The organism is Neobacillus rhizosphaerae (assembly GCF_937468385.1).
Classification (GTDB): Bacteria; Bacillota; Bacilli; order Bacillales; family Cytobacillaceae; genus Neobacillus; species Neobacillus rhizosphaerae.
Genome location: NZ_CALBWS010000015.1, coordinates 40666 through 64154, shown reverse-complemented (window position 1 = coordinate 64154; position 23489 = coordinate 40666). Strand labels below are relative to the sequence as shown.

Below are 23489 nucleotides of genomic sequence, written 5' to 3'. Positions count from 1 at the left end.
TAATAACCTCCTTTACATCTATTCAATACAAAATATGATAAAATCCAAAAGGTGTCAGGGCTCTTGCGAAATACAATAGCCCAATATCTACTATTCATTACAAGAAACTGCATTATGTAGCGAAAAAAAGACTCCTTAACGCTAAAAGTGCTTAGTTAAATTAAAAATAAAAAATAAAAAGGCTTAACCACCTTGGTTCTTCATATAAACAGATGCATAATCTAGAAAGTAGCCTCTATAGACCATATTTAATCGTAATAATGACGTTTTTTAATCTTCTTATCACTTTTTCATTTCAATCTCAATTCTCTTTGCTAAGTCAGAAGATACTTTATTGAAATACTCCATAACTTTCTTTCTAATATCATCAGATATGACTTTCAAATCACTAGCTAAATTTTCGACAAGATGTTCTTTTTCTATTTGAGTTAACCTCGTATAGAATTCACCAGCCTGCCTAAAATCATCTTGCTTTGTTATAGAAGTTCTTTCTAGTTTGCCTTCAACATATCTTCCATCACCACTTGTAATTTGATTAGCTGGTGTCCAATTTTGCTGTTGGTTAACCGGTAATTTACGAAATTCAGCTCCAATTCTTCTTCTTTGAGAATCACTATAAATATTGGCACGGCCCTGCAGTATTTTATCATCAGATAATTCTGCGCCGTCTAGTAAATTAGAAGTGGAGAAGGCGACTTTTTCTACTTGTTCCATATAATTAGCAGGATTTTTATTTAATACCATTTTGCCTACTGGTATTAGGGGATACTCTTTTTCATCCCATACTTTTGTATCGTCTAAAGGATCATAAGAAAGATTTGCTTCATCCTTTGGGTCCATGAGCTGGACATATAAGCCATATTCCACCGGTTTACCACCCGCAATCGCATCGTATAAATCTTTACCAGCGTAATCAGGATTTTCAGCGGCTAGTCTATTTGCTTCTTCGCGACCAATGTATTGTACACCTTCAAATGGGTACCAATGGTATTTAACGTACTTTCTAATACCTTGAGCATTTCTCCAAACATATGTATTTACACTATGTCCTGGAATGTGGCGAAGACTTTTTACCGTACCAGCATCAGAGTATACACGTACAACAAAATGAATCGATTCAGGCGCTCTTGCTACAAAGCTCCAAAACCTATCAGGATCAATTAAATTATTTTTTGGTGAAGGTAAGAATGCTTTAATAAATTCCGGAAATCGTATCGCATCACGAATAGAAAAGACAGGAATGTGATTACATAAAAGGTCAAAAACGCCTTTATCTGTATAAAATTTTGTAGCAAAACCACGTACATTTCTAGATGTATCAGGTGTTCCTTTTGTACTGACAGCTAACGAAAAGCGAACCATAACAGGAACTTTCTGATTAGAATTTTGTAAAAAGCTCAGTTTTGTATGTTCGGACATCGAATATATCGTTTGAAAATAACCAAAAGCACCAAATCCTTTTACATGAACAGGTCTTTCTAAAATCTTTTCATGAATAAATTCTTGTAAGGTTTCGTGTAGTACACCATCTTGTTCCAGTACAGGTCCCCCAGAGCCAATCGTCTGGGAATGAAGTTTAGCTGGCTCATTGGAGAGGTATCGATTCTCATAATGGCTTTCCTCTAATAAAGTTTGCCTCTGTTTATGATGTTTTTCATTCATTATTATAGCCTCCAAAATATAATTTCCATCAATCGTTACTAAATATGATTTTTAAGGCTCGAATATGTATCTTCTTCTTTTATTTTCAACATTCATTAGAAATATAGTTTCTTAAAGTTAGTAGCATTTTTCAGGGAATTGCAATATAAAGTGAATTTGAACCGATATGTGAACAGACCGCTAGTTAAAGAAAACTCCTATGCAGTGGACCTTTTTGAACAGGTAGAATTATGAAAAGATGAATATGAAGAAGGAAAAGCTTCTTTAAATAGAAACTTATTTTTGTGTGGTAAAAGGAACAGATCTTTTTTAAGCCTTTCAAATAAACGTAAAAGGTTAAGTTACACCCTGAATTTATTTTCAGAACTTAGATTTGGTGAATGAAGCTTTAGATCAAGGACGCAGTCAAGAACAAATCGAACAGCCAGCCCTTAAAAACACACGTTTCTTATGGTTGAAGAATCAGAAAAACCTAAATTCCGAACAACATGAAACCATGTTAAAACTATTACTATTAGTTGAAGTACTGAGCAATTTAATTTGAGGTAGTCCATGACCTTTTTCTATAAATGGCATAAAGTAATTAAGAATCGGACCTCCTAAACAAACGCTAAAAAGAGTCCCAATGCCGATTGGTCTCTTGAAAATGGATGCCATCAGTATGAAGACCATTATGACTTCCCAACTTCCCACTATAAGACCTGTTTTTATTGATGGCCCGACCAAAAGTACATCAAAAGGTGATGTACCAAGGTCTTATTGTATAGGGAAAGAAATACCTAAGGTTAATATCTTGATTCCTAATCCGTAAAAATTAATTTTCGTTTTACTCGACTCTTTTATAATTTTTTTGTAGATAATTCTTTTTTCATTAAAATATGAGGAATTCCATCTTCCATAAATATACTTGATGACGTCTGATAGCCAAGTTTTTTATAAAAACCCTCTGCCTGTGTTTGACCGTGTAATTTTACCTGGGATATTCCTTTTTCCTCTACGATTGCTTCTAACGCTTTAATAATTACTTTTCCAAGACCAAATTTACGGTAAGGCTCTAAGATACAGATTCTTTCCAATTTACCAAACCCATCAACCCATCTTACTCGGCCAGTTCCAACAGGTTGTTCATTATAATAAACCAAAATGTGTTCAGAAAGCTCATTAAGGGTGTCGAACTCATCAAACTCATCTTCCAATGGTACACCTTGTTCTTCAACGAATACTTCTTTTCTAATATGAAAAGCTTTTTTTAAATCATTATCAATTGCTATTCTTTTTGAATTCATTTTTTTCAGTCCTTTTCTAGAATTATTTAAACCGACTAGTCAAAATTAATTTATAGTCATATAATTAAGTTAAAACTTTTTTGTTGCAAATGCAACAAAAATAATTGTATTAAGGAGTTTTATAAATGAAGGAAATTTTACGTGAAATCGGAATGATAGCTAGGTCATTAGACTCTATAAGTAATATTGAATTTAAAGAATTTGACCTTACAAAAGGACAGTATTTGTATCTTGTACGGATATGTGAGAACCCAGGAATCATTCAAGAAAAGTTAGCAGAGATGATAAAGGTAGACCGTACAACTGCAGCCCGAGCAATAAAAAAACTTGAAATTCAAGGGTTCATCGAAAAGAAAGATGATGAAAATAACAAAAAAATTAAAAAACTATTTCCAACTGAGAAAGGTGAAAAAGTTTATCCCTTTTTAAAGAGAGAAGGAGAATATTCCAATATGGTTGCATTATCTGGATTTTCCTCTGAAGAAACAGACATAATATTTAATCTTCTTCAAAGAGTTCGAAAAAATATAGAGGTCGATTGGGAATTTGTAAAAAAGGGAAACAAGAGAGATTACTGATAAAGCTAATAGATTTATCTTTCTTTAACTGCCAGTTAGGTAGAGATAAATTACCTGGGAGTGCTCTGTGGCAGTCTTATACCTGTTTGCTAACGGGACAGGTTTATTTAACAAGCGTCTTTATATAAAAACGGATTTCTTAGTCAAATTCAATCAATCTAAAAATAGTAAGGAGAGAACTATTAGAATGACGATAGTTATTAAAAAGTGCACACTTGAAGATCTACGCATACTTCAAGAAATAAGTTATGAAACATTTGATGATGCATTTGGAGAATTAAATACGCCCGAAAACATGAAAGCGTATTTGGAAAGAGCATTTAATTTAGAGCAATTAGAAAAGGAATTATCTAATGTTTTTTCTTCTTTCTTTTTTATATATTTTAATGAAGAACTCGCTGGTTATTTAAAGGTTAATATCAATGAAGCTCAAACAGACAATATCGTTGATGAGGCTCTTGAAATTGAGAGGATTTATATAAGAAGGCAATATCAAGTACAAGGACTCGGGAAACATCTTATAAATAAAGGCATAGAAATAGCGAAAGAACAGAATAAAAAGAAAGTCTGGTTAGGCGTATGGGAGAAAAATACGGGTGCAATCCAATTTTATCGAAGAATGGGTTTTGTTGAGAGTGGAGCCCATTCCTTTTACATGGGAGATGAAGAACAAACTGATATTGTGATGACTAGAACACTTATATAATTATATGTTCTTGTTAAACTACGAGGTGGAATCATTATCTTTATACCTAAACATTATAATATCGATGATGAAGGAATTATTAATAACTTTTTCCAAAAAATACAGCTTTAGTAAAGAAGCAGTTTAATAAGGGATTTTTAATTAAATGTAATTGAATATCATAATGAACAATTTGAGGAGATATTACTATTGGATTAAAAGAGTTGAAATGATAGTTATTTACTTACTCTTTTTACTGGATATTAATGTTTTTATGACAATTCATATTTAAATTCACAATGTGTTTAATTTTTGTCACATTGATTTAAATGTTTCTATGCTATTCTTAAATTACTATATTTAATTAAACTTATAAAATCCTTGGAGGGTTATTAATGAGCTGTGGTTGTACAACAAGTTTAAAAGATGGGAAAGACATCGTTGACCATGTTAAAAGTAAAGGGAAAGAAAACTTTGCACCAACAGTGGCGCACGAGATTAGATGTGAATGTGGAGAAACATTTACATTAGAAACGGTTATTATGAACTGCCCAAAATGTGAAATGACTTTTGCGGTCACACCTTGTGGATCAGATGATAAAAACAATGTTAAGCTTGCTGGCATAAAATACGCATAATAACTTAATTGTTTACAGAAACAAAGAAGCTAAAGTAAATAGAAATTCAAAAATGGCATATCCATCAAGATTTTGCCCAATTGAATTAAGAGGATTAGGTTGCTACTGCAACCTTTTTTTTATTTATTACCTGGGGCAGGATGATCGACTCCCCTTACAAGATGACTATGACCATCATCCTCTGTTGTATAAAAATCATAATAATGAACATGCATGCCATTTCCTACTGGAATCGCTGGTCCAGAGTATGCCTTATAATGATGAGTATGACCATTCTCGAAGACAACATATCCCTCTGTATAATGAATATGGTTACCATCCTGAGTTTGAATAGGGGGAGATGTAACATCTAAACATTGATGAACATGCCCTGACTCCATGGAGGTATAATCAACGGAACCATGATTATGGTGGGGAACAAACCCATTTGCAAAATCATCTTTTCCGATTTTCGCCATATACTCACCTTCTTCTAAAAATGTTAACAATCAAACTTGATATGCCTTGGTTTCCTGTTGTTCGAAGTAATAATGAAACCTGTCTGTTTGTTGGATGAACTGTATCATTTCGGTTAAACCTCTCACCTAAAAATAATGCATGTTCTTTCATAATTCTAAGCCAAAACCTGTTTTCAGTAAGTGAACGTTCTACAAATAATTGTTCAGTAATGGATTCGGTTCTCGCTGCAAATGTTTCAGGGGCAACTAACATTTGATTGAACTGATCCGTACTTACATGACCATTGGGGGTTATTTTGCATTTTAGCCCTCCTTTAAAATGGCTTTATTACTAATGATATTACTTATTTATTCGAATATGTTTTGGACATGGTCAGATTTCTAATGTAATTAATTTAGAACCAAATTACTACTTTCATATTTTCAATTGGACGAGGAAAAATTTTGATACTTTTCGAGGGTTTAAAAGTTGATATTTCTAATAAAAAATCAATGGCTAGTTTGAAATACATAAAAAAAACGAAAGAGCCAATCCTAACTTGGAATAACCCTTTCACTTTATATTGGTTCTTTTACCGATGTGTAATTGCAACTAGTACGCTGGATTTAATTCCCTAATTGAATTACTGTAATCATTTTACCGTATTCATTGTTTACTAATTAATTATCTCTCCCTGGCTTGTAATAATAAGGATCACTTTTATGTTCGATTATTGCATTATTATCTATAAATAACGTTCCATTTTCTAAATAAGTCGCTAATATTATATTCTCTACTTTTTCCTCCATTTTTTCGAGTTCGTTATATAGCCAATCTCGATCTAATTTCAAATATTTCAAATTATGATAAATAATTTGACTGTCCATTATCAGTGGAATTGGAAGATACGTTTTACTAACCTTTAATTTTAAATCATTAGGTTGTACAGGACGATGTTCTGACTTAGGGATAACGCTTATATTACCAGTTGACTCCATAACCGCAATAGCAATATTTTGAGTATCAATGTACCCTTTTACCCTTAATTGTGACAATAACTCATTCATTGGCATCCTCACCTTTTTCAGTCCTTGTCTATCAATATCGCCATTATGAATTAATACCGTAGGACTTTCATAGAGAAGCCATCTTAATTTGTTATGTAAAGATAATCGGACTAAAATTTTATATAAAATTACCGTAATGGTAGCATAGATTATTGATTTTCCAATATTACCAACCTCAACCGGTGTACTAATGATATTGGTTAGGACAAGAATGTATAATAAATCGAAGGTATGCATTTGAGCAACAGCCTTTTTTCCAGTTACTCTTAAAAAAATGTATCCCGCTATAAAAACGATTATGGCACGGTAGAATGTTTCCAAAATTACATCTCTCCTATAATTCGCTATATTTTCGTAAACATTCATTTCGAACTAATGCTTTGCTAGTATTTGAAAATTAGATTGTTTTTAAACATTAACAAATATTACCTGAATTATTCACAGATTTTTTAAAATAGGCTAATAACGCTTATCCAATCAGCTTTCTCGTTACTATTTAATGCATAAAATAAATGAAAAAGAATCCATTTCTGATAAGGTTAAAACTACGACGAAATAACCACAGAAAGGATTCTTATAATGGCTAATGTTAGGGATGTTGGAAGTGGCAATACAGGGTGTTGAATAAATCAAGACGAAGTGAAAAGAGAGGGAAAACAGAAATTAATGTCGAGCAGAAGCGTTATAGTCAAAACTAGGATGATCACGTATTAGGAAGGTAATTAATTCAACTGAGTGATCAATACGAGCACTTTTTGTATTCTGAAATCCTTGGTTTTCTTTCAAGAAAGTAGGCACTAGAATACGAGACTTTTTATCTGCCAAACAACTACCGCCCTTCGGTTGGGGGAATAGAAATGATCAATCGAAACATGAAAGACCATTTCTACTATAAGACAACATATATATGATGTGTAATGAGCGGTAGAGGATTGACACTAAAATCGATTACGGTGAAGTAGTGGGAGTTTGAGCTTTTTTCTCGGCATTAATCTCTAGTTTTTCACTAAAAAAAGTTGCCCCCAGTACAAGGACTCCGCCAATCATTTGAATCATTGTCATGTTTTCACTTAAAAAAATTGTTGCGATGATCACGGCCGAAATCGGATCAATATAGCTAAGAACAGCAATCGTTTGCCCTTTTAATTTTTGAATAGAAGTAAAATATAAAAAATAGCCTAAACCGGTATGCACAATCCCTATTATTAGTATAAAAATAATAGAAGTAGAGTTTAAACTAGCAAAATGGAGATGACCCTGCCACAATACATAGGGAAGCAGGACCAAAGCAGCGGTCATTAATTGCACTAGCGTGATTTCAAAGCCGGATAAATTTTTGATAAATTTGTTCATTAACACCACACTTGCATAAAATGCTGCTGCTAAAAGACCATAGAAAATACCTAATGAGTGATACTGCGAGCCGCTTGTATCACCGCCCCCAGTGTTAACGATTAAAAATAGTCCAAACATTGCCGTAAGAATGCAAACCACCTTCACACTCGTCAGTTTTTCTTTAAGAACCAATGGTGCTAGGATCATGACAAAGATTGGCGCAAAGTAATAGCTAATGGTGGCATTGGATATAGTGGTATACCGATAGGACTCAAATAAAAATATCCAATTAAAGCCAATTGCTGCCCCAGATAACAGGAGCAGGATTGCATTTTCCTTTAATGCTTTAAAAGATGGCTTATGTTTAACTAGGAAACCAGCAATAAGCAGGAATAAACTTCCGATTACCCCTCTTAAAAACGCAATTTCACTTGAAGTCAGTTCAATCTTTTTTACAAACACCCCGATGCTTCCAAAAATGAGCATGGTCATGATGAGTCTCAATTTCATTTTCATGTGGATCCCCCTCCTAGTTATTCTTAATCCAAACACAAAATGAGTGATTTCTCAACTGCTTTTTAAAGTGTCGCCCTTATTGGACTTCGAAGTTTCTGTTTCTTCTATAACTGTCATCTGAACCTTGACTAGGATTGTTTGCAGTTCACTAATGGACATACATACTTTCTTAGGGGGGCCATTTCTATCTATGCAACTTGAAGAATGACTTGAACCAGTCCAAAAAGTAGATATTCTAGATCCCAGCGGGGCAGTAAATGAGGAACTTAGCTAACCGGAAAATAGATAAAAACCCCTTGATTTTAATAATCTAAGGGGTTCTGTTTCGTTGCCTGAAGTGGATTTAGGACCAAAGGAATAAAATCTGCATAGGTGTCGATGTGAAAATCGGCTTCAATGTTTTGATTTTGAAAGGCAACGGTTTTAATCTTTAATCTCCTGGCGGGTATTAAATCTAAGTCGCGGTCACCCACTACCAAATGAATGGGGTGATTTTTTAGGACAGATTCATAGGAAGCACTATGTGGTTTTCTAGTGAACCCTTGTTCTTCAACGGAAACAATTTCTTTAAAGTATTTTGCTAAATGGAATTTCTCGAGGAGAAAAATAGTCGATTCCTTATCGCGATGAGTCACAATAATATTGTTCTCCACAGCAGATAACACATCCTCTAAGTGATCAAAAGGTCTGCTTTCCAACTTCGAATAATGATTATGTAATTTTTGGTATTCGCCTCGTTGATCCTCATCAATTCCATAATGTTTAAATGCCGTTTTGGAATCGATTTTTAGCCAGTTCAAAACTTCATTTCGATCTAGTTCTTTTTGACTTAATTTCATAAAACCTTCAACTAGTGATGGATAGGTATCAAAAAGTGTTCCATCAAAATCCCATAATATGTTAATAAAAACCCCTCTTTTCAAAAAAATAATGGATGTATTCTCTAAAGACATTATCCTACCATTTATAAGAAAGAATAATACAAAAATCAACAATAAAGTTTCTAGGAACAATTTAGTTGGCTATTGGGGGTATCTATGATTTTAGAATAAAATATGGATCCTGCTTATTATCCTGCGTTTTAAAAAAGGATTTTCATTCAATTTTAGCGAAATAGTACGGAAATACATTATTCAAGGAATATCTTTAGTGTGATAAATGAGGAGAAAATCATTTCGTGAAGATAAATGGACGATGGGAATTTTAATAGCAGCTGAATCGCTGAATTTAGACGAAACAATGGTCCAACATAACCATACAGAGATTACAACTTAACTGGTGCTCTTTCGTGTAGTATCGGCTCCGCCTTCGCCAAATACCATGATAGCCACCCGTGCTATCCCCTCTATAATATACTATAACGCCATATTGTTAATAAATTATGACCTAAATGTTAATCATTAATTAAATAGTAATATCCAAAAACAATTGTCCTCTGGGAGAGAGATGGAGTCTATAAAATTAACCTCTGGTCAATTATTGTTTAGACCTTTTATTTTGTATATTATTAATGTAGTTATATGATTTACTTGCTAAAGCATTATCAACAAAAGAAAAAAAGATCAATATTCATTTAACAAGCAGAAATGGAGTGAAGCAAATGATTAATAAAGTCGGTCAAATTATGCTATATGTAAATGACCAAGATGAGACATTGAAATTTTGGACAGAGAAGGTAGGGTTTAGCGTAGTTTCTGAAGTAGATAACGGCCAAGGATTTAGATGGATTGAAATTGCTCCAACAAAGGAAGCAGAAACGAGTATCGTTCTCCATAATAAGGAATTAATTGCTAAGATGCAGCCTGAATTAAATCTTCAAACACCATCGTTAATGTTTTACTCGGAAAATCTTGAAAAATTATATAAAGACTTTTTAGATAAAAACATCACAGTCGGAGAAATTGTAACTATGCCTTCTGGAAGAGTATTTAACTTTGCTGATAATGAAAAAAATTACTTTGCAGTTATGGAAAAAAAGTAAACCCTGAACCACAAAAATGAAGAAACAAACACAAAAACGACTTGGAAAAGTTCTATAGTCGTTTTTTGTGCTTTTATAAACGTTTTTATTACTACGGATATTCCCAAGGTTTTTGATATCCGTTATTCAGTAATAGGACTCCGGTAATTGTAAAGGAATGTGATTAATTTAATTCAGGCGAACAGTGCCTGTCACTGTTCGTCTGAAGGTGCTTTTTGATAGAAAAAATATTTTATATTACATTTGGTACTATTTTGATTTAGGAGCTGTTGACCCTTTAGCAGGGCTGGAAGTGCGATAGGGGAAATTGTATTAGATGGATGAGTCGATGTTGGTTTTTTATTTGGGTGACACGTTAGTTGATGAATTCAACTTTTCTCTTAGTTCTGATTCCAACTTAATATAATGCTCCAATCTTTTTTCTGTTGCTTCTAATATTCCTTCTAATATTTTTATTCTTAACTGTTCTTCTGACATTGCCTCTACTTTTATCATTTCTTGTGAACTATTCAGCGTTTTTTCAAATGTTTGTTCATTAATCATGTTCCTAATATCCTTCCTTTTTGAATAAACAAAAAATGTGGTTGAGTATTGGTCAGTTTCATCAACTGTGCTGTTATGAAGAATTTCGACTGGCACTATTCTCTCCAATAATTCTTTGTTAGGGTAATCATAGAACAGAAATTCCTTATTTGAATTAATAAAGATAATAATAGAATCCCTGTTTACGGAATTTAAAAAGTTACCTATCTCTTTCGTTTCAGGCAAAGGATCATGGTTAAAATCATCCATAATAACAATACTTTTGTCTGGAATTTGACTCAAATTATTAACACTAACAATGCTTTTGCCAAAATGATTTCCCGAAATGTTTAATAAATTTTCCAGAAGTAGTTTATCTGAGTTCATTTCGTAAATTTGGTAATCTTCAATTAACTCGCTAATTATTTTCACTGCGCAATAATACTGATGAGTATTATTAAAATACTTTTCAAAATCAGGTGAAAACTTTATACAATTTTCGAAATAGCCCATTAAGTTCGTTATGCTTGTGGACGTTATAGTCATTACGGTTTGTGGTTTTTCGGTAAAAACAAAAGGAATTAACTCAGTTGGAAAATTCTTTTTTAAAACAGTTGCCTGTGGAAATAAACCTTCATAGAACATGAGATCATCAAGATGCGGTTTTATCACCAACCTGGTTTCCGGTACGAAATAATCAACAACTAGTTGATATATTTTTTTGTGGTCTTCGAAGGACATAATTCCTAAATTAGAAAAATGTTGTGTTAAAAGAATAGTTGAATTTTCGTCCATTTGAATCTTTTGATTGATACCAAAGAATACAAGAATTTTATCAATAAAGCTACTATCAGACCTACTAATTAATTCGCTGGTTTCTTCCGAGAAAGTGAAATGAACCCCATTTTCCTCCAAATAATTTCCGAAATAACCATTTGGGCTACCTACAATTATTTCTGAAAATGTTTGGAGATCGATATTATTTTCATTGAGATATTTTCCAACTAACTCGTTCATGTTATTTATCAAATTATTTTTGGTATCGTTAATGAATTCATTGGAATTAAAAACAAACAGTTTCTCAAAAAAGGGACCTTCCATTTGCTTATACAGTGGATATTTTTCATTAATAAAATCTGGAAATATAATGTAACAAGCCTGTTCTTTATGAAAAAGCTCTTTATTAATTATGCAGTGCAACAACTGATATGTTGTAGCAACATGGTACAAAATCATAATGTTCACTCCGAATCTAAATTGAACATAAGCATATACCTACTAATTTTGTGGTTTTAAAGCCCAGCCTGATCCATGATACCATTCAATGTTTCGAAAGTTTGATTTTCTGTATCTGCAATCACGCCTCTTGAAAAACGTAAATCACCAAAATATTTCCTTATAAATCGAAGGTCTTTTATTATCATCCTAAAAGGTTGATAGGCATCGTAACCTGAAATATTAAATAAATACTCATAATTTGAAAACATCTTCTTGTATAACTTAACAAAATCAAAAATACCATGATGAATTTGCTCTATAATTTTATAATTTTCAACCTCAGGTACATCAAATATTAATTTAAAGCCTTCTTCCGTTTTCTTGAAGCCTGAGAACGAAGGATAGCAAGCCTGAGTAAATAACTCAAAAAATACATTATTATGTTTAGTATTTGAGTGGGTATCGTATAAATTTCTGTTATACATTCTTGAAAAAATATAAGGTTCTATTTCTTTTTTCATAATTTGGCTTAGATTACCTGTGTGGTTCGAGTGTCTACAACCGGCTACTAAACTTTGAACTTCACAATTCAAGTTCCATTTTTGTTCGATCAAATATTTGATCCCAGACCCTCCAGATCCGACCCAACCAACATCAACGACAGCAACCTTTTTACTTCCTTGAATGATTTTTATAAAATACTCTTTAACAATTTCATTTTCTTCAGATAGTTTATTTACAACAGTTTCCCAATTATCTACAAAAAATGTTTGAATTAATTTTACATTTCCCTTTTGAATCAAATCGTCTTCATTTAATTCATATTGATTTAACAAATCAATCAATTCATCTAATTCTAATGATTCTAGAAGTCCTTTTATGGTAATTCCCAATACACTATTTGCTTTGTGTTTGACCATTCGTTGCAAAAAATCATAACGATTTTTATCTATTGTATATTTCATATTGGCTATTCGCGACCAGTAAACATATTCATTATTCATATCAGAGTAAAGATAATTAAATACTTTGCGATATATATCCCCATCTCTTGAAAGAAACAAAACTTTATCTATATTATTTTGTTTTGCATAATCATAAATCCATTTGCAGAAGCCCAATATATACAACCCACCATAAATAAAACCATATTCATAATGAGGTGTATATTGCTTTTTACCATTATGCAAATGAGTATTGATGATCCCACTATATGTGGAACCAATTAGTTCGGACACACTGTCTGCGCGGTATTGATTTCCTATCTCATGAACATTATGGTAATATCTTGTCGCTATCCCTTGTTCTTGAGCGCTTTTTATATCTGACTCATAATTTTCCCCGACGTGTACGATACTGAGATCCTTGCCTAATTTTTGTTGAGCTATTTTGAATAACCGTTTATTTTGTTTACTACCATTGTTCTCACCGGAAACAAAAACGTCAAATAATCCACTAAATCCTGCCTTCTCCAACAATTGTTTAATCATTGACGTTGTTAAATACATATCTGAAATAGCAATCAATTTCTTATTTTGCGCCTTAAGAATTTCAAAAACATCTTTCATATATGGATTAGCAAAACAAAACTCTAATTCTGTTTGAAACTCTAACTGGGCTCCATAATGTTTATCAATCCCTGTTTTTAACTCAATAAGTTCATATATATCAAATATTGTTACTTCCTTATTCCCTTTCTTTACTTCTGCTTGATTACGAGCTTCCTTCTCCGCTTTCATTCGTATGGACATAAAATTTACACAGTCCAGTTTTTCCCCTACTATCATGAATAGATGATGAGGTTGGGCAAACGGCCTTAATAACAAAGTGTCAAAAACATCAAACGAAATAACATCGTATTCTAACATATTCCTAGCAAAATCAAGTGCTGTCGGTCGGTTTAATACTTTCGACTCCGATCCATCCAAATAGGGCAACTTTAGCAACTCTGTTGAATTTAAAGAGTCATACATTGATAAATATTCCTCCAATTTTTCCAGCTAAGTACTTTTATCATATTCACATGTCCAGTAGAGGTGAGGGCAAGGACATAATTGGTGTTTAGTCCCATAGCATTTTGAACAAAAAAGGTGCCATACATATAGATCGCTAAAAAGCTTTTTGTATAAAAAGAACTTCTTTTTTAAGTGGATTTTTCATAATAAAATCATCCCGTAAATAAATTACTTAATATACATTCTCAATTGTCTACAAACCCTGTACGAGTATTCAGCGAGAAAGGACAGATGGTAATGGCGATTAGGGCAGGAAAAATGAGCCAGGATTAAATTATCTATGTGCTTCCTATAAGAACTATTTTAAGCATATTCATCCTTACATGATTAGGATGAAGCAGCTGTTACAAGAGGGTTTACCTGCGTCTAATATTAAAGCAATGATGTTTTGAACAAATTAGTTTACTTGCAGAACCATGATAGTTAAAGAGGATTTGAACCTCTAAAGAAGAGAAGGGTAACATAGGCATTCACACCCATTAATTGCTACAGAATATTATGTAGAGGAGCGTTATACATGAACGCCCCGAACAACAAGTGTAAGGAAAAAGATGACTTTAATAAAACACGCTTGATTCATCTGGAAAACAAATACGATTTGTCACTAAACAGTGTTTGGGGAGGAGAGTAAGATGGAGGTAGATGCGACAGCTGGACATTCCGGTATGGAAATTGGGATATATTCATTAGCAGATTTAGGGCCGGATCCACAAACAGGGAAAACCATAAGCACAAGACAGCGTTTGGAAGAAATAATCGAAGCGGCAAAAATGGCAGATCAGGCAGGACTAGACGTTTTTGGGGTTGGTGAACATCATCGTCTGGACTATGCAGTGTCAGCACCACCAATCGTCTTGTCTGCGATTTCACAAGTCACCAATCGAATTAAGCTGACAAGTGCTACGACTGTATTAAATACGGTTGACCCGGTTCGTTTATTTGAGGATTTTGCTACACTTGATCTCTTGTCAAACGGACGCGCCGAAATCATCGCAGGACGTGGGGCTTTTATCGAATCCTTCCCCTTGTTCGGTTATGATTTGGAAAATTATGATGCTTTGTTTGAAGAGAACATCGAGTTGTTTCTGAAGCTGAACGCTCATGAGAAAGTTTCCTGGAATGGCCGTTTTCGCTCTGCATTGCGGGATGCCGAAATTGCCCCACGGCCAGTTCAAAAAAATATTCCCTTATGGGTTGGAGTGGGAGGTACTCCGGAAAGTGCAGCACGAGCAGGTAGATTAGGCGCTGGCTTAGCATTAGCGATACTCGGAGGAGATCCGATTCGATTTAAACCGTTGGTGGATCAATACCGACAGGCGGCGAATGAAGCAGGTCATCCTCTAGAAGATGTGAAGGTTGGAGTAACAGGTCATGCCTATATTTCGGAAACAACGCAGAAGGCAAGAGATGAATTCTACCCTTATCATTCAAATTACTGGAGCTACCTCAATCACCAAGCTGGAATAACCACCAAGATGTCCAGAGCCGACTTTGAACTAATATCGGGAGCGGAAACGGCTTTATTTGTGGGAAGCTCACAGCAAATTATCGAGAAAATTCTGCATCAATACGAGCTATTTGGACATCAGCGATTTATCGCCCAAATGGACATAGGTGGTATGCCATTTAAAAAAGTGGCTGAGAACATTGAGCGGTTAGCAACGGAAGTAGTGCCGGTTGTCCGCAGGGAAACGAGAATTTGATTAAATAAAGGGGCGGCGGCCCCTTCTCAGCTCTCAGAAATCTTTACTAGCTACCATATGATCGGGGGCGATCTTGTTATTATTATTTGCCTTATGATTCTTTATTTTGGCTAATAAATGAATTAATTTCCGTTATATGTTTTTGATCATGTTCAATCATACCAACAAAGTACTCGACAAGAGTGATATGCTCCTTACCAGGAAGTGGCATATCGAATCTTTCCGAATCCAACTCACCTAGGAGTGATACTAAACGTTGTCTTATAGAAATTAACTCATTGATCAGCTGGACCTTCGTAATTCCTGATCTGGCATATGTCGATGCTGCCTTGTTTATTTCTTCTACATCAATGGACATTTTAGGGAATGGTTCGTTTTTTACAAGATGCGAAATCCTGTTTTCAATCATAAAATGATCCCAAGAAATAAAATGAGAAATAACGTCTGCAGAACCCCATGAACCTTCTCGAAATGGCTGGAACCATAAATCATCCGGTATAGCTTTAAGAGAATGAGCCCATTCTACTAAACTTAACTTTCCTTTAATAATATCTTCCTTCTTCATATAAATCCCCCTTTAGAGTTCCTATCATCGCATTTCTTCTACTATTTAATATCTAAATCCTTCTTTTTTTGAAAAAATACTCCTATTAAAGCAGGAAAAACAGTATTAAAAGAGTATAGATTAATTAAATAGTTTCAAGCCTCAGGTAGAATCACATGATTATTTAAAATGAATCATCGCTTATTAAATAAGGGAGATACGAGAAACAAGGGATAACATTTTTGCATCTGAGGGAAATATAAAACGCATGAAATAACCTGTGCTTTTCATAAGGTGTCTCTAAGTTGTTCCATTTACCAATAATGTATTTGAAACCATTTTTCGTCAAACTACTAATTTCAAGACTAGGAGTGATTCTAATGACCTATCAGCAAAAAACAAAAGAAACGGATAACAGTGTTGTGGAGTTTATTGAGAGTGTTGATAGCATGAAAAAACGGGAGGACGCGTATAAACTAGTAGATATTTTTACTGAAACGACAGGATATGAAGCAAAGATGTGGGGGCCAAGTATTATCGGATTTGGTTCCTATCATTATAAATATGAATCAGGTCATGAAGGGGTTGCCCCATTAGTGGGTTTTTCACCTCGAAAGGCAAAAATTAGTTTGTATTTTGCGCCAGGTGATACAAAACGTCAGGAATTGCTCAATAGCTTTGGAAAACATACGACTGGGAAAGGGTGTGTGTACATCAATAAGGTAGCTGATATCGATCTTGCGGTCTTACAAGCGTTAATTAACCAATCCGTCCAGTTTTTGCAAGAGACCTATCCGAATTCTTAAAGTAGCTAGTAGGTTCGACAATGGCGATGCTTCGATTACGAAGGTCGCTTTTTCTATGTTAATGCTATCATTAATCATCCACAAATCATGTGTTGCTGTTTCCAAACTCCCGGGAATGGGGGGAAAGATGTTATCGATTGCTCAAGCTTATGATACAATCGTAATAATTCAATAATGATAAATAGTGGGATGCTAAATTTATCCAAAGCACAGATTATAGATGAGACCAACTGATCCTCAAGGGAGGAGCAAGGCACTTGAACATAACATTAAATCCAAAAATTATTCAACAAATGTGCGGTAAGGTCTCCTTTAAACGAGGAGATTATTTTTATCGCACGAATAAAGTAATCTTTGACCAATACCTTTCTGATCGCTGTCAAGCAACGGTTATAGGAGAGGAAGAGTTCCGTGTTACGATTGAAAAGGATGCCCATGAAGACATACGAACGGAATGCAGCTGCCCTAAGCTAGCCTCCTTTGATAAGGATTGTCAGCATATTGCCGCTGTTTTATTGGCGATTTACGACCATCAACGTCAAGGAACCATCCCTACTGTTTCGCCTTCAAACAATCAGGAACTGACAGAAGGATTACGGACTCTTTTCACTGATCAGCCTCACCGATCAAGCGGCCATCAGCTTCATTTTGAAAAAAGAAAAGTGCTTGATGTAGAGTTTACTTGTAAACCAGTCGCAATCGGCACGGGACGGTACATATTCGGTATTGAAATGAATCTCGTATCGACCAAAGTAGAAAATATCCGCGTTTTTCTGGAGCGGGTTAGAGAAGGAAATCTATGCCAACTTTCCCCTTCATTCACGTACGACCCGAGTCTGCAATGCTTCCAAACTGCAACAGATGCGGTTATTCAGCAGCTTATTCAAGTGATTCGTGATGAAAAGGTGTATGGTGACGTTTTGCCAGACAAGGATCACCATCAGAGGCTGCTCTTTCCATCATCATCTTGGGAACGGCTACTGCCGTTACTTCTAAAAGCACCAGGGGTGAAACTGGAGTATGATGGACAAACCTTTACGGGGTTAGACGTATCCGACGATTCCCTGCCATTACAGTTTGATTTTACAGAAACGGAAGACAAAGGCTATCAACTGACGGTGAAAGGCTTTCATCGGATGGTTGTCCTCGATTCCTATCGCTCTGTTCTATATGAAGGGAAATTAATACAGCTAGAAAGTCAGGACTGTAAACGTCTATCGGACCTGCAGAGGATGCTAGATGCTTCCGGAACGAATCAAATTCCCATACCAAAAGAACAGATCTATTTTTTTCTGGAAAAAGTGGCTCAAGGTTTAAAAAAAATTGGCAAGGTCCACATAGCTGAATCATTAACAAAGCAATTTATGAAGACACCTTTGGTTGCCAAGCTCTACTTGGATCGTGTCAAAAATCGCCTCTTGGCGGGACTCGAGTTTCACTACGAAAATATGGTTATCCATCCATTGGAAAGGAGAGACCTCCCGGCAGGCTTCATGTTGATAAGGGATGTGGAAAAGGAAGATGAAATTCTCCAAATCATGGAGGATAGCTCGTTTGCGAAGAATGACGGAGGCTATTTTTTGCATAATGAAGAGCTTGAATATGAGTTTTTGTACCATGTCATACCAAAGCTCCAAACGCTTGTTCAAATTTATGCAACGACGGCTGTAAGAAATCGGATATCCAGAGGGAATGTACGTCCGCAAGTGAGGGTGAAGGTCAAAAAGGAACGGACCAATTGGCTTGAATTCAAATTTGAAATGGACGGCATACCTGAAAAACAGATACGGGATGTATTAGATGCTTTAGAGGAAAAACGGAAATATTATCGTTTGCCCAATGGATCACTGCTCTCGTTACAGACGAGAGAAATCGAAGAAATTCAACGTTTTCTTCATTCACCACTTGTCCAGGATAAAGATATCGCTAGTGGCTTGGATTTACCAATCGAAAAGAGCCTTCAACTTCTTGATTCTGTTGATGTGAGCGATGCCTTCAAGCTAGAGGAGTCCTTCCATCAGTTCCTTGATCACATCCGAAATCCTGGCCGGTTGGAGTTTGAAGTACCAACGAGCTTAGAAAATATCCTCAAAGATTATCAAAAGCTCGGATTTAAATGGATGAAGACCCTTGCCTATTATGGCTTCGGAGGGATTTTAGCAGATGATATGGGACTCGGAAAAACGATCCAAAGCATCGCGTTTATCGTATCCGTGCTTCCTGAAATCCGTAATGAAAAGCTGCCAGTCCTGGTTGTTTGCCCATCCTCTTTGACGTATAACTGGCTTAGTGAAATGAAGAGATTTGCTCCTACCTTACAAGCGGTTGTCATCGATGGAAATAAAGCAGAGCGGTCCAAGTTACTGAAAGAAAAAACGGATATCGATGTGTTGATTACCTCCTATCCGTTATTGCGGCGGGATATTACCTTTTTTGCGAAACTATCCTTTCATTCCGTATTTTTTGATGAGGCCCAAGCATTTAAAAATCCATTGACCCAAACAGCTCGTGCGGCTAAGAAGCTACAATCCAATAATCGCTTTGCCCTTACTGGTACACCAGTTGAGAATTCTCAAGAGGAGCTGTGGTCGATTTTTCACGTGGTCTTTCCAGAACTTTTCATGGGGCTAAAAGAATATAGCAAGCTTTCAAGGAAAAACATTGCACGGAGAATCCGGCCATTTTTACTTCGCCGGTTGAAGGAGGATGTCCTTTCAGAGCTCCCTGAAAAAATAGAATCTCTGGAATCAGTGGAGCTACTTCCTGAACAAAAGAAGCTGTATGCGGCCTATTTGGCGAAATTAAGACACGACACATTGAAGCAGCTGGACAAAGATACCATTCGGAAAAATCGCATCAAAATTTTAGCGGGTTTGACGCGCCTACGGCAGATTTGCTGTCACCCAAGCTTGTTTGTCGACGGTTATAAAGGAAGCTCCGCGAAATTTGAACAACTCTTACAGATTGTCGAGGAATCAAAGCAGTCTGGAAGACGGGTGCTGATTTTTTCACAGTTTACGAAAATGCTTGAGCTTATTGGTAGAGCGTTAACGATGAAAGGGTTACCTTACTTTTACCTTGATGGACAAACACCTTCAGAAGAACGAGTGGAAATCTGCCATCGATTTAATCAGGGGGAACGTGATTTATTCCTCATATCCTTGAAAGCAGGAGGGACAGGCCTGAACCTGATGAGTGCGGATACCGTTATTTTATATGATACCTGGTGGAATCCGGCCGTCGAGGAGCAAGCAGCTGATCGTGCCCATCGGATGGGGCAGAAAAATGTTGTCCAGGTCATCAAGCTGATTGCCCATGGAACCATCGAAGAAAAAATGAATGAATTGCAAGACCAAAAGCGACATCTCATTGAAGAAATCATCGATTCTGAGGAGAAAATAATGTCTTCTCTTACCGAAGAAGATATTAGGGATATATTGATGATTTAAATAAATTGATGAATTATGATTCATCTAGTGTGGAGCATTTGGAAAAAGGAAACAATAAAAAGAACCCTTAATTCAATTTTAAGGGTTCTTTTTGAAGAATTGACCTATCGTTCTGCCCAAGGTTTCTACTAGCACTATATAATTAGTTTTAAGAAAAAATGCCCAAAATAATGATTGCGGATGGAATGGGTATTTATTATAATCAGCCTCCTTACTAAAGCCAGATAAGAAGAATTGGTTATGATTGTGTACGAAAAGTTAATAAAATTTTAATAATAAATTTTTCGGAATATTATAAAATTATAGTATTACAGTGTAATAAGGGGAGTGTGTGATGAAGGGGCTATATCGCGATTTCTTTTTTCATTTTGATGTTCTGGTCATGTTCTTGTTGTTTTTTGCAGGATTTATATTTGTGCTTATGACAGGAGTGAAGATTTCAATGATTTTATTTTTCCTCCTGGGGCTTTTTGTTTTTGTCTTAAGTGAATATTTTACTCACCGTTTTTTATTTCATTTAAAAGCACCTAAGAATCCTTTGTTTCTAAAATTTTTAAAGAGAATCCATTATGACCACCATGTGTATCCAAATGATTTAAAGCTTTTATTTCTGCCCTTATGGTATAGCCTTCCCAATTTCCTTATTATTTCAGCCGTTTTTTATACCTTTTCACGTGACCTAACTGAAACGGTGGTGTTTGGACTAGGTTTAATGGCGATGTTATTAACGTATGAATGGAAGCATTATGTGGCACATCGACCTCTGAAGCCGAAAACAAAATTTGGAAAATGGGCTAAGAAAATGCATATTCTTCATCATTACAAAAATGAAAATTATTGGTTTGGCGTCAGCAATCCGATTGTCGATGTCATATTTGGTACGTTTAAAGAGGAAACAGAAGTGGAATCAAGTAAGACAGCTAAAAACTTGGAAATGAGATAATGTATAAGAACAACCAAGGTACAATACTTAACGGAGTGATCATGGTGATGTGGTTATGATTTCTAATATCTGAATACTCTGTTTTTTACCGAAGAAAAAGGGATTGATTCCCCAGAAAATCAGTTGAGGATTGGAGTAAGTAATAATGAATACTCCTCTGACTATAGATGTTTGTTTTGACAAGGATAAGCTGGACTGCTGTTGGTTTGTTTACCACAGAGCAGTCCAGCTTATGACATCGAGCGTTTAGGAGAACGAGGCTAGATTCCTAGTAATCTAGCCTATACGTCGCTAAACGGGGGAGTGCGTTTTTTTTAGTCAGTTTGCAAATTTTTTTAGAAAGAGATCTTCTTTAGAGTGGTCGAGCATTCATAAAACGCCAGCCAATCCACCATCTATATTCACTGCTGTACCTGTTACATAAGAGGCAGCATCTGATGAGAGGAATGTAATTACTTTAGCAGCCTCGTCCGTATTTCCAATCCGCCCTAGAGGAATATGATGATCTGTATTCCTTGAAAATTGTTCCCATGAGGATTCAGGCGCTGTTTGTTTCCACTTTCTTTCAATTTGATCACTTCGGATTAGACCAATACATACGGTGTTAACACGGATATTGTCTGGACCAAGATCTTTGCTCATCGCCTTAGTAAGAGCCATGCCTGCTGCTCGGCTCACAGTAGTTGGTAAAGAAGAAGAGGGTGGAGTTTTGGCAATGGCCGCCGTCACATTCACAATTGCCCCTCCTCCAACCTGACGCATATAGGGAATGGCATACCGCGAACAATGGATCGCACCAAATAGTTTTAAATCGAGGTCATGTTGCCATAGTTCGGTTCCCACTTTTTCAAATGAGTGCGCTGAAGAAGTACCAGCATTATTGATTAAAATGTCGATTCGACCATATTTATCGGCTGTAGCAGTTACAATTCTTTTACAATCATCTTCCTTCGTTACATCCGCCTCTAGGTATAATACTTCAGTGCCTGTTTTTTCAAAAATAAAGGTTGCAGCTGTTTTTAGATTTTCACCATTTCTTGCACAAATAGCGACGTTGGCACCTTCAATAACTAAATTTACAGCTGTTTCTAATCCAATTCCTTTACTTGCCCCTGTTATTAATGCTACTTTTCCTTTTAATCCTAAGTCCATAATGGGCTCCTTTCTGAAAAAAAATAAAACTTATCCTAACACGATGATTAAAACGGATAGAACTGATAAGTTAGAATACCAACGATGATACCTGTTATCGCTCCAAAAAAAACTTCTGCAGGTTGATGTCCTAATAATTCTTTTAGTTTTTCTCTTGACTCTGTTTTCTTTAAATTCGGGTCTTTTAAAGTTTCGATGAGAAGATTGAAATTAGCTAACAAGGTATTTAAAACCTCCGCATGGTATCCTGCATGTCTTCGAACCCCAGTAGCATCATGCATGACGATGAGGGATACGACCACACAAATGGCAAACTCATTGGAATAAACTCCTGTAGTGATTCCAATGGCTGTAGTCAAAGAAATAATTGTAGATGTATGAGAACTAGGCATTCCACCAGTACTAAACATCAGGTTCCATTTTATTTCTCTTGAGGTTATATAGTGGATGGGGATTTTTACAAATTGGGCGATCAACATACCTAAAAGCGCTGCCAAAATGGGATAGGATAAAAACATCGTTCTCCTCCTAATTATTGTTTGTGCTTAGAATATGACATTAAAACCAAAATGATGAAAATGATTAAATTTTTGATCTTTACGTTTAACGCGTTCTTTCAGTAATACTACATTACGCTCATTCTAGAGGCAATATATTTGGATGAAGATTTTAATGCAATGTCAGAATATATTTTTCAAAAGTTATCGAATAACTATCCAATACGAACAAAGTCAGGCACTGCAGGCTTTATTTTTTCAAAATATTGAATATTGCTATAGTACCTATTATAATACCTTTGAACAATCATTTGATTTTCTTGAAAAAAATCTTTCTGCTTTAGAAAGTGAACAACAAGTAACCTGTTTCATGTGGTTACCGGAAAACCGTTCAAGTAATCCGAACCGAATTTTCCTTTACTATTTCGCTGTTTCACTACAAAGATGACGAAGG

The 23489-nt window shown here is 35.4% G+C and carries 21 protein-coding genes and 2 pseudogenes; 10 read left to right on the top strand and 13 right to left on the bottom strand.

All coding sequences use genetic code 11. From position 1 onward, the window contains the following. Positions 1-282: 282 nt before the first annotated feature. A complete protein-coding gene (locus M5A78_RS12560) occupies positions 283-1662 on the bottom strand; it encodes a catalase (protein ID WP_248735611.1) in 1380 nt (459 codons plus the stop codon). A 376-nt stretch (positions 1663-2038) separates the two neighbouring features. On the opposite strand from M5A78_RS12560, the gene M5A78_RS12555 reads away from it, so the two are divergent. Continuing rightward, positions 2039-2206, top strand: coding sequence for a transposase (locus tag M5A78_RS12555; RefSeq protein ID WP_248735610.1), 168 nt, complete (start codon positions 2039-2041; stop codon positions 2204-2206). Between the two features lie 14 nt (positions 2207-2220). Here the strand turns inward: M5A78_RS12555 and M5A78_RS12550 are convergent. Next, a pseudogene (locus M5A78_RS12550) lies at positions 2221-2505 on the bottom strand (hypothetical protein); the annotation flags it as partial. After that, positions 2502-2948 carry a GNAT family N-acetyltransferase gene (locus M5A78_RS12545; RefSeq protein WP_248735609.1) on the bottom strand — a complete coding sequence of 149 codons (447 nt, stop codon included), beginning with the start codon at positions 2946-2948 and terminating at the stop codon, positions 2502-2504. The gene M5A78_RS12545 and the pseudogene M5A78_RS12550, both read right to left, overlap by 4 nt. Positions 2949-3073: 125 nt before the next feature. Here M5A78_RS12545 and M5A78_RS12540 point away from each other — a divergent pair, with 125 nt between their 5' ends. The 3 genes from M5A78_RS12540 (at position 3074) to M5A78_RS12530 (ending at position 4849) form a co-directional block, all read left to right on the top strand. Further along, positions 3074-3526: a MarR family winged helix-turn-helix transcriptional regulator gene (locus M5A78_RS12540; protein ID WP_248735608.1), complete on the top strand. Its 453-nt coding sequence runs from the start codon at positions 3074-3076 to the stop codon at positions 3524-3526. A gap of 187 nt (positions 3527-3713) precedes the next feature. Then, entirely contained in the window at positions 3714-4232 is a 519-nt protein-coding gene (locus M5A78_RS12535; RefSeq protein WP_248735652.1) for a GNAT family N-acetyltransferase, read from the top strand. Between the two features lie 374 nt (positions 4233-4606). Further along, positions 4607-4849, top strand: coding sequence for a hypothetical protein (locus tag M5A78_RS12530; protein WP_248735607.1), 243 nt, complete (start codon positions 4607-4609; stop codon positions 4847-4849). A gap of 119 nt (positions 4850-4968) precedes the next feature. On the opposite strand, the gene M5A78_RS12525 is transcribed toward M5A78_RS12530, so the two are convergent. The 5 genes and pseudogenes from M5A78_RS12525 to M5A78_RS12505 all read right to left on the bottom strand — a co-directional run bounded on the left by M5A78_RS12525 (position 4969) and on the right by M5A78_RS12505 (position 9158). Beyond that, positions 4969-5307, bottom strand: a complete 339-nt coding sequence (locus M5A78_RS12525) for a YmaF family protein (RefSeq protein WP_248735606.1) — start codon at positions 5305-5307, stop codon at positions 4969-4971. Positions 5308-5340: 33 nt separating this feature from the next. Beyond that, positions 5341-5560, bottom strand: a pseudogene (locus M5A78_RS12520) (DUF2935 domain-containing protein); the annotation flags it as partial. A gap of 407 nt (positions 5561-5967) precedes the next feature. Then, the gene (locus tag M5A78_RS12515) at positions 5968-6675 is read right to left on the bottom strand and encodes a DUF421 domain-containing protein (protein ID WP_248735605.1); all 708 of its coding nucleotides are present in this window, start codon (positions 6673-6675) and stop codon (positions 5968-5970) included. Between the two features lie 627 nt (positions 6676-7302). Beyond that, the gene (locus tag M5A78_RS12510; protein ID WP_248735604.1) at positions 7303-8205 is read right to left on the bottom strand and encodes a DMT family transporter; all 903 of its coding nucleotides are present in this window, start codon (positions 8203-8205) and stop codon (positions 7303-7305) included. A gap of 302 nt (positions 8206-8507) precedes the next feature. Continuing rightward, entirely contained in the window at positions 8508-9158 is a 651-nt protein-coding gene (locus tag M5A78_RS12505) for an HAD hydrolase-like protein (RefSeq protein ID WP_248735603.1), read from the bottom strand. A gap of 647 nt (positions 9159-9805) precedes the next feature. On the opposite strand from M5A78_RS12505, the gene M5A78_RS12500 reads away from it, so the two are divergent. Next, positions 9806-10186, top strand: coding sequence for a VOC family protein (locus tag M5A78_RS12500; RefSeq protein WP_248735602.1), 381 nt, complete (start codon positions 9806-9808; stop codon positions 10184-10186). Positions 10187-10525: 339 nt separating this feature from the next. On the opposite strand, the gene M5A78_RS12495 is transcribed toward M5A78_RS12500, so the two are convergent. Next, on the bottom strand, positions 10526-11944 hold the full coding sequence (locus M5A78_RS12495; protein WP_248735601.1) for a hypothetical protein: 1419 nt from the start codon (positions 11942-11944) through the stop codon (positions 10526-10528). Between the two features lie 56 nt (positions 11945-12000). Continuing rightward, positions 12001-13899: an HAD family hydrolase gene (locus M5A78_RS12490; RefSeq protein ID WP_248735600.1), complete on the bottom strand. Its 1899-nt coding sequence runs from the start codon at positions 13897-13899 to the stop codon at positions 12001-12003. Positions 13900-14573: 674 nt separating this feature from the next. Between M5A78_RS12490 and M5A78_RS12485 the strand changes: the two genes are divergently transcribed. Then, positions 14574-15644 carry an LLM class flavin-dependent oxidoreductase gene (locus M5A78_RS12485; protein WP_248735599.1) on the top strand — a complete coding sequence of 357 codons (1071 nt, stop codon included), beginning with the start codon at positions 14574-14576 and terminating at the stop codon, positions 15642-15644. A gap of 91 nt (positions 15645-15735) precedes the next feature. On the opposite strand, the gene M5A78_RS12480 is transcribed toward M5A78_RS12485, so the two are convergent. Then, the gene (locus M5A78_RS12480) at positions 15736-16209 is read right to left on the bottom strand and encodes a DinB family protein (RefSeq protein ID WP_248735598.1); all 474 of its coding nucleotides are present in this window, start codon (positions 16207-16209) and stop codon (positions 15736-15738) included. Between the two features lie 359 nt (positions 16210-16568). On the opposite strand from M5A78_RS12480, the gene M5A78_RS12475 reads away from it, so the two are divergent. The 3 genes from M5A78_RS12475 (at position 16569) to M5A78_RS12465 (ending at position 21386) form a co-directional block, all read left to right on the top strand. Then, positions 16569-16994, top strand: a complete 426-nt coding sequence (locus M5A78_RS12475; RefSeq protein ID WP_248735597.1) for a DUF1801 domain-containing protein — start codon at positions 16569-16571, stop codon at positions 16992-16994. 257 nt (positions 16995-17251) lie between these two features. Then, entirely contained in the window at positions 17252-20443 is a 3192-nt protein-coding gene (locus M5A78_RS12470; protein ID WP_248735596.1) for a DEAD/DEAH box helicase, read from the top strand. 334 nt (positions 20444-20777) lie between these two features. Then, positions 20778-21386 (top strand): sterol desaturase family protein, encoded by a 609-nt coding sequence (locus M5A78_RS12465; protein ID WP_248735595.1) that lies wholly within the window; start codon positions 20778-20780, stop codon positions 21384-21386. A 369-nt stretch (positions 21387-21755) separates the two neighbouring features. On the opposite strand, the gene M5A78_RS12460 is transcribed toward M5A78_RS12465, so the two are convergent. Together M5A78_RS12460 and M5A78_RS12455 are read right to left on the bottom strand one after the other, a co-directional pair. Further along, positions 21756-22538: an SDR family NAD(P)-dependent oxidoreductase gene (locus M5A78_RS12460; protein WP_248735594.1), complete on the bottom strand. Its 783-nt coding sequence runs from the start codon at positions 22536-22538 to the stop codon at positions 21756-21758. 47 nt (positions 22539-22585) lie between these two features. Beyond that, entirely contained in the window at positions 22586-23056 is a 471-nt protein-coding gene (locus M5A78_RS12455) for a divergent PAP2 family protein (protein WP_248735593.1), read from the bottom strand. Between the two features lie 154 nt (positions 23057-23210). On the opposite strand from M5A78_RS12455, the gene M5A78_RS12450 reads away from it, so the two are divergent. Further along, positions 23211-23483 (top strand): hypothetical protein, encoded by a 273-nt coding sequence (locus tag M5A78_RS12450; protein ID WP_248735592.1) that lies wholly within the window; start codon positions 23211-23213, stop codon positions 23481-23483. The last annotated feature ends 6 nt before the right edge of the window (positions 23484-23489 follow it).